This window comes from Janthinobacterium sp. GW822-FHT07A03 (genome assembly GCF_058798815.1).
This window is the reverse complement of the sequence record NZ_JBXAKW010000031.1, coordinates 1-3,473: the sequence shown is the minus strand read 5'-3', so window position 1 is coordinate 3,473 and position 3,473 is coordinate 1. Positions and strand designations below refer to the sequence as shown.

Annotated in this window: 2 protein-coding genes; both read right to left on the bottom strand. The window is 56.3% G+C overall.

Features of this window, described 5'->3' with window-relative positions; all coding sequences use genetic code 11:
* Nucleotides 1-188: hypothetical protein (locus AC1RJW_RS29620; protein WP_493048102.1), on the bottom strand; the 188-nt coding region annotated here is incomplete at its 3' end.
* Between the two features lie 48 nt (nucleotides 189-236).
* A partial coding sequence (locus AC1RJW_RS29615; RefSeq protein ID WP_493048101.1) for a non-ribosomal peptide synthetase occupies nucleotides 237-3,473 on the bottom strand: 3,237 nt, incomplete at its 5' end.

Here is a 3,473-nt window from a genome sequence, read left to right as displayed (position 1 = left end):
GCGTGGTCGAGCTGGTCCAGGAACCACAGCCGCTGCTGCGCAAACGACAGCGGCAAGGCCTGCGTACGGTCGGCCGGAGGAATCGCCGGATGCCGCAATTTGTCCCGGTCGCTATCAATGCGTTTGCTGAGCCGCTTGAGGAGAACGGCCTGTTTTAATTCTGCTAAAGTGAGTTCGCGCTTATTCATTTTCCCAACCCTGATTCTTCCACGTTACCGGTATCACAACGAACGACCTCATAGCCGGAATTCCTCAACAACATCACCACCGGCGTACAGCACCGCGTCAGGAATCAAATTCGCTGGCGCGACGAAACCAGTGTCAGCGTGTCCATTGCTGATCGTGGCTGCCGCCATGGCTTGCAACGTTGGCGCCGAAAACACGGTGCGTACGTTCAACTGCATGCCCTGCTTTTGCAGAAGCCCGATCAGCGACACGACGAGCAGCGAATGACCACCCAACTCAAAGAAATGATCTTGGCGTCCGACCTGTTCGATCTGGAGCAGTTCCTGCCAAATGGTCGCCATCGCCCTTTCGGCCTCTCCCTGCGGTGCTTCATAGTCACGTGCGACCAGTGCTGACTTCTCCGGAGCAGGCAAAGCGCGCCGGTCGAGCTTACCGTTAGACGTGAGGGGTAAGGCAGCCAGACATACGAATGCTGACGGCACCATATATTCGGGCAGCACACTGGAAAGGTAACTGCGCAGCTCAGTCGGTTTCGGCCCCTCTTGTATCGATGCAGTGAAGTACGCGACCAAGCGTTTGCTGCCAGTCACATCGTCCCACGCAGTGACAACCGCTTCGCGCACTCCCGGACAACTAACCAACTTCGCTTCAATTTCCCCAGGTTCGATGCGGAAACCGCGGATTTTTAGCTGAAAATCGTTACGGCCGAGGTATTCAATGTTGCCGTCAGACAGATAGCGCGCAAGATCGCCTGTTCTGTACATACGAGCATGGGGATTGCCAACAAACGGATCTGGGAGGAAACGCTCGGAGGTCAGTTCCATGCGATTCAAGTAGCCACGCGCCACGCCGGCTCCACCGATATAAATTTCACCTGTCACGCCCGTCGGCACTGGCTGCAAATGCCTGTCCAACAAATAAATTTTCGTGTTAGCGATCGGACGCCCAATCAGCACATCCTTATGACTATCCAGCGTCAACGCAGCGTCATACGTAATACAACCGACGACAGTCTCGGTTGGTCCATACTCATTAACGATACGCGACGCCGGGCTCAAGTTACGCCATAAAGCCACGGTTTCAGCAGGCAATGCTTCTCCTCCGACGACAAATACCTCCACGTGCGCCAGAGGCGACTTGCCCTCCAGACGACGCCCCAGCATTTGCAGATGCAACGGGGTAATCTTCACCAAACCGAGATTGCTAGAGCTTCCGAGCATTTGTTCCAGGTCCGTCAATTCACCACCATCAGGAATCAGAACAACTTTCCCGCCACTGATCAGCGGAAGATAAAGGCTGGTAATGGTGGCATCGAAAGAAAACGAAGAAGAGACGATTGCATCGCACGTCAACGTCGAAGCATAGTCTTCCAATGCCCATTGCAGATAATTGAGCAGACCCGAATGTTCAATCATTGCCCCTTTGGGAAGACCGGTAGAACCCGATGTGTAGATCACATAAGCCAGGTGACTTTTTTTCAAGCCAAACGCGGCGGGGGCCGGATTGCCTATGAATGACGGCGCGATATCATCGATCAACAGCAATGGCACTGCCTGCTCGCTGCCCGCGAATCGCGCTGACGCATCTTTCGTGAGTGTATGTGCCAGCAATGCCACGGGAGCACTGTCGGTCAGCATGTGGGCTAAACGTTCGGCTGGGTATGTCGGATCGAGCGGTACGTATGCTGCGCCTGCCTTGAGTACGCCAAGTAGGCCAATCACCATATCGATGCTGCGCGTGACACAGATAGCAACCCGCTCGTCCGGACGAACGCCAAGAGCCAGCAACGCGTGCGCAACACCATTGGCGCGTCGGTTCAATTCGCCAAAGCTCATACTTTGTGCTTCGAACACCAGTGCCGTTGCCTCGGGTTGTGCCGCTGCCTGCGCTTCAAACAACTGGTGTACAAATTGATCACCTGGCATTTCTATTGCCGTGTCATTCCAGTCCACCAACAGCTGCTGATGCGATGGTGTCAGTAGCGGCAACTGGCTGACTCGCAGCTGCTCATTACTCGTCATCCCTCCCAGGAGCACGTCGAAATGCTGCAGAAGCCGTTCCATCGTCGACTGATCAAACAGATCTATGGCGTACTCCAGACGGGCAGAAATCGTATCTCCAGTCTCGCTCAGGGAAAGAGACAAGTCGAACTGTGCGGTTGCCCGCGATGTCCAGCTTTCTACTAGCATCAGGCCAGGTAGCACCAAAGCCTCACTTGGCATGTTCTGCATGACCAGCGTAGACTGGAATACCGGGCTGTGGCTCAGGCTTCGTTGCGGCCGGATAATTTCTACAACCTGCTCGAAAGGAATATCCTGGTTGGCGTGGACATCAAGCATTGTCGACTTCACCTGTGCCAGTAATTGCGCCACGGTCGGGTCATCCTGCATTTGCACGCGTAACGCTAACGTGTTGATCAGGAAGCCTATCATTGGCTCGACTTCACTACGTTGACGATTCGCGAACGAAGTGCCGATAACGACATCATCCTGCCCACTAAAGCGCGACAGCAGGCTGGCCCAGCCTGCCAGCATGGTCATGAACAGCGTGACGCCATGGCGCTGCGTCAATGCACGCAAGCCGGAGGTCAATTCTGCCGGTATTGTCCAGGCGATGCTGTTACCGGCATAGCTTTGCACCGGCGGACGCGGACGGTCCGTCGGCATCTCGAGCAGGGCCGGCGCGCCGCTCAGGTGCTGTTGCCAGAACACGCCTTGTTGTTGCAGTCGATCACCTTGCAGCCAACCTCGCTGCCAACTTGCATAATCGGCAAACTGGAGCGCCAACGGAGGCAAGGGATCCTTGGCAGACTGGGAAAATGCTGTATACAAAGCGGAAAGCTCACGGACCAGGATATTGGTTGACCAGCCGTCCGAGATGATGTGATGCTGGGTCAGCAGCAGCACATGCTCGCATTCATTCAGTTTTATCAGGCGACCGCGAAATAACGGTCCTGTGCTCAGATCGAAACGGGCAGCAGCCTCGTCAGCACTTACCCTGTCGACCGCAGCCTGCTGCTCTGCACCGTTCAGGTTAGACAGGTCGTGATGAGCAAGGGCGAAGCCGCAGTCGGCTGGCGCAAACACCTGCACCGGCTGGCCGTCGATGCTGGCGAAGGTGGTGCGCAGGCTTTCGTGGCGCGCCACGATGTGGTCCAGTGTCCGCTGCAACACAGCGCTGTCGAGCTGTCCCTGCAGGCGCAGGCCTGCCGGCATGTGGTAAGCGGCGCTGGCGGCGTGGTCGAGCTGGTCCAGGAACCACAGCCGCTGCTGCGCAAACGACAGCGG